The sequence below is a fragment of the Mycobacterium sp. genome, from assembly GCF_032161845.1.
In the GTDB taxonomy this organism is placed as follows: domain Bacteria; phylum Actinomycetota; class Actinomycetes; order Mycobacteriales; family Mycobacteriaceae; genus Mycobacterium.
This window is the reverse complement of sequence record NZ_JAVRQA010000179.1, coordinates 1-3,277: the sequence shown is the minus strand read 5'-3', so window position 1 is coordinate 3,277 and position 3,277 is coordinate 1. Positions and strand designations below refer to the sequence as shown.

At 67.8% G+C, this 3,277-nt stretch carries 2 protein-coding genes; both read left to right on the top strand.

The genetic code is table 11. From position 1 onward, the window contains the following. Positions 1–163 precede the first annotated feature (163 nt). Positions 164–2,518 carry a CaiB/BaiF CoA-transferase family protein gene (locus QOD90_RS10315; RefSeq protein ID WP_526349265.1) on the top strand — a complete coding sequence of 785 codons (2,355 nt, stop codon included), beginning with the start codon at positions 164–166 and terminating at the stop codon, positions 2,516–2,518. A gap of 59 nt (positions 2,519–2,577) precedes the next feature. Then, positions 2,578–3,277 (top strand): beta-ketoacyl-[acyl-carrier-protein] synthase family protein (locus tag QOD90_RS10310; protein ID WP_526349263.1); only part of this gene is annotated, 700 nt, incomplete at its 3' end.

The window sequence follows — 3,277 nt, the reverse complement described above, 5'->3', positions numbered from 1 at the left end:
GGTCATGACCGAGCCAGCATACGCGCTTTCGCCGTTCTCCCAGCTCAGAGCGCGGCATTTCCGTGACCTCGAGACCTCGACGCTTTAGGGCAAAGTGCGGTTAACACGTGTCAAGTAGGGTCACGGGCAGCCGCAGCGTCCCAGCGATCGAGGAGGGCACCGAGTGACCGACGTCGGGCCACTTCTCGCCGGTGTGCGGGTCCTCGACCTCGGCGACGGCACCGCCGACATGGTCACCCGGCTGCTCGCCGACCTCGGCGCCGACGTTCTCAAGATCGAGCCGGAGGGCGGCAACTCAGCGCGCACCGCACCGCCGCGAGTGGGGGACGTCAGCATTCCGTTCGCCCTCCACAACGCCAACAAGCGCAGCGCTGTCGTGAACTCACACCAAGAATTCCTGAGGTTGGCGCAGGCCGCGGACATCGTCGTGGACAGCGGGCGAACACCGGCGTTCGGCATGTCCTGCGCCGAACTCGCCGACCGCTTCGACCACCTGGTCACCATGTCGGTCACGGACTTCGGCACGACGGGGCCGCGCGCAGGCTGGCGCGCCACGGATCCGGTGCTCTATGCGATGTCGACCGCGCTCTCACGCTCTGGACCACCGACGGGAACCCCGGTGCTCCCGCCCGACGGGATCGCGTCGGCCACCGCGGCTGCTCAGGCGGCGTGGGCCGTGTTGGCGGCGTACTACCACCGAATGCGCTCCGGCACGGGCGACTTCGTCGACTTCTCCCGGTTGGAAGGTGTGCTTCTTGCCCTCGATCCACCGTTCGGGTCGATGGGCCAGGCGGCGGCCAACCAGGTTCGTCCCACGGCGTGGCGCGGCAGGCCGCGCAATCAGGACGTCTATCCCATATTCGCGTGCGCCGACGGTTTCGTCCGGATCTGCGTGATGTCCGGACGGCAGTGGCGCGGAATGCGCGCGTGGCTCGGCGAACCTTCGGAGTTCCAGGATCCGAAATTCGAGAGCCTCAGCGCGCGGATCACCGCGACGCGCGAGCTCGGCGCGTTGATCGGGGAGCTGTTCTCGCGGCACACCATGGAAGTGCTCCTCGAAGGGGGACAACGCCACGGCGTCCCCATCGCCGCCGTGCATACTCCGGCCGAGGTGTTGGCCTCTGAGCACTTCCGGACCGTCGGCGCCCTCACCGAGCTTGCCTGCGACGGCGATGTCGGATTAACCGCTCCCGCAGGCAATTTCGTGGTCGACGGCCGACACGCCGGCATTCGCCAGCCCGCACCCAGCCCGGGTCGGGATGCTGCGGAATGGCTGTCGCGACCGGAGCGGGCCGCAGCGGAGCGCGGCCCGACGCGCCGACCGCTCGAAGGAGTCCGAGTTCTGGACTTGGGCGTCATCGTCGCCGGCGGTGAACTGGGGCGGTTGTTCGCCGACCTCGGCGCCGAGGTCATCAAGATCGAGAGCGCCTCCTACCCGGACGGGTTGCGTCAAACCCGGGACGGGCAGTCCATGGGCGAGACCTTCGCGCTGACGCATCGCAACGAGTACGGCCTCGGCCTGGATCTGCGCACGGAGACGGGTGCGGACATCTTTCGTCGCCTCATCGCGGAATCCGATGCCGTGTTCGCGAACTTCAAGCCGGGAACCCTTGCAGCCCTCGGCTTTTCGTACGGCCAGATGCGCGCGATCAATCCCCGGATCGTGCTCGCGGAGAGCAGCGCCTACGGCGATGCCGGACCATGGAGCACGCGGATGGGTTATGGGCCCCTCGTGCGCGCGAGCACCGGGATCACGCGGCTGTGGACCTCGGACGACGAAGAGCGCGCGGGGCGACCGGCATTCAGTGATGCCACCACGGTCTTTCCCGACCACGTGTCCGCCCGCATCACCGCAATCGCCGCGCTCGCGGCACTCGTCCGTCGCGACCGCAGCGGGACCGGCGCCCACGTGCACATATCCCAGGCTGAAGCAGCGATGAACCAGCTGGACACCCTGTTCGTCACCGAAGCCGCCCGCACGGCGGGACTGGCGGTCGTCGACGACGCGGGCATCCACGCCGTCTATCCATGCGCGGGCGAGGACGAGTGGTGCGTGATCTCGATCCGCTCGGACGAGGACCGGGCAGCGATCGGCGCAGCAATGGGGCGCGTCGACGTTCCCACCGACCCTCACGCCCTTCGCGCCGAAATCGCGGCGTGGACAAGCGGATCGACCAAGGATGCCGTCGTCGAGAGGCTTCAGCGGGCCGGGGTGGCCGCCGGAGCGATGTGCCGGCCCCCCGACGTACTGGCTGATGCCCAGATCCGACTGCGCCGCGTCTTCAGCGACATGATCCATCCGCTGCTGCCCGCTCCGCTGCCAAGCGAGGCGGGTTGCGCACCGTATCGCCACATTCCCGCCGCCGAGCAGCGCCCCGCCCCCATGCCGGGCCAGCACACCCGCGAGATCTGCCACGAGGTGCTGCACATGGACGCCGACGAGACGGATCGCTTGATCGCCGAAGGCGTGCTATTCAGCTGGACCGAACCCGATCGAGGACGAGGAGTTCCATCATGACGACCGTGATCGACACCACCGCAGGCATGTTCGTCAGCTGCACGGCGGATTGAGCGACCATGCCCATCGACCCCAGAACGCCGGTCCACGTCGGCTACGGCCAGGTCAACCAGCGCGAATCCGACCCGGCAACCGAACCCATCGACCTCATGGAGCAGGCGGCTCGGGTCTCCGCGGACCCGCGGGTACTCGAGTCCGTCGACTCGGTCCGGATCGTGAACCTTCTGTCGTGGCGGTATCCCAACCCCGGTCTGCTTCTGGCGCAACGCATCCGCGCTCACCACGCGGAGAGCCGTTACACGCCGATCGGGGGCAACGTCCCACAATCACTGGTCAACCAGGCGTGCATCGACATTCAACGGGGAAGCGTCGACACCATCCTGATAGCAGGCGCCGAGACGTGGCGGACGCGAACCAAGGTCCGCCGAGCCGGAGGCACACTGGACTGGACCAAGCAGGATGAATCGGTCGCGGTGCCTGCCGGTGCCGACGAGCAGTTTGCCATGGCGGGCCCCGTCGAGATCAAGATCCATCTGGACCGACCGGCCTTCGTCTACCCCCTCTTCGAACAGGCACTGAGGATTTCGGCCGGCGAGGCGCCGGAGGCACATCGTCGCCGCATCGGCGAGCTGTGGTCGCGGTTCAGCGGAGTGGCCCAAGGAAATCCGCATGCCTGGACCCGTGAGCCGGTGTCGGCCGAGGAGGTCTGGCAGCCGAGTCCCGACAACCGGATGATCAGCTGGCCCTACACCAAGCTGA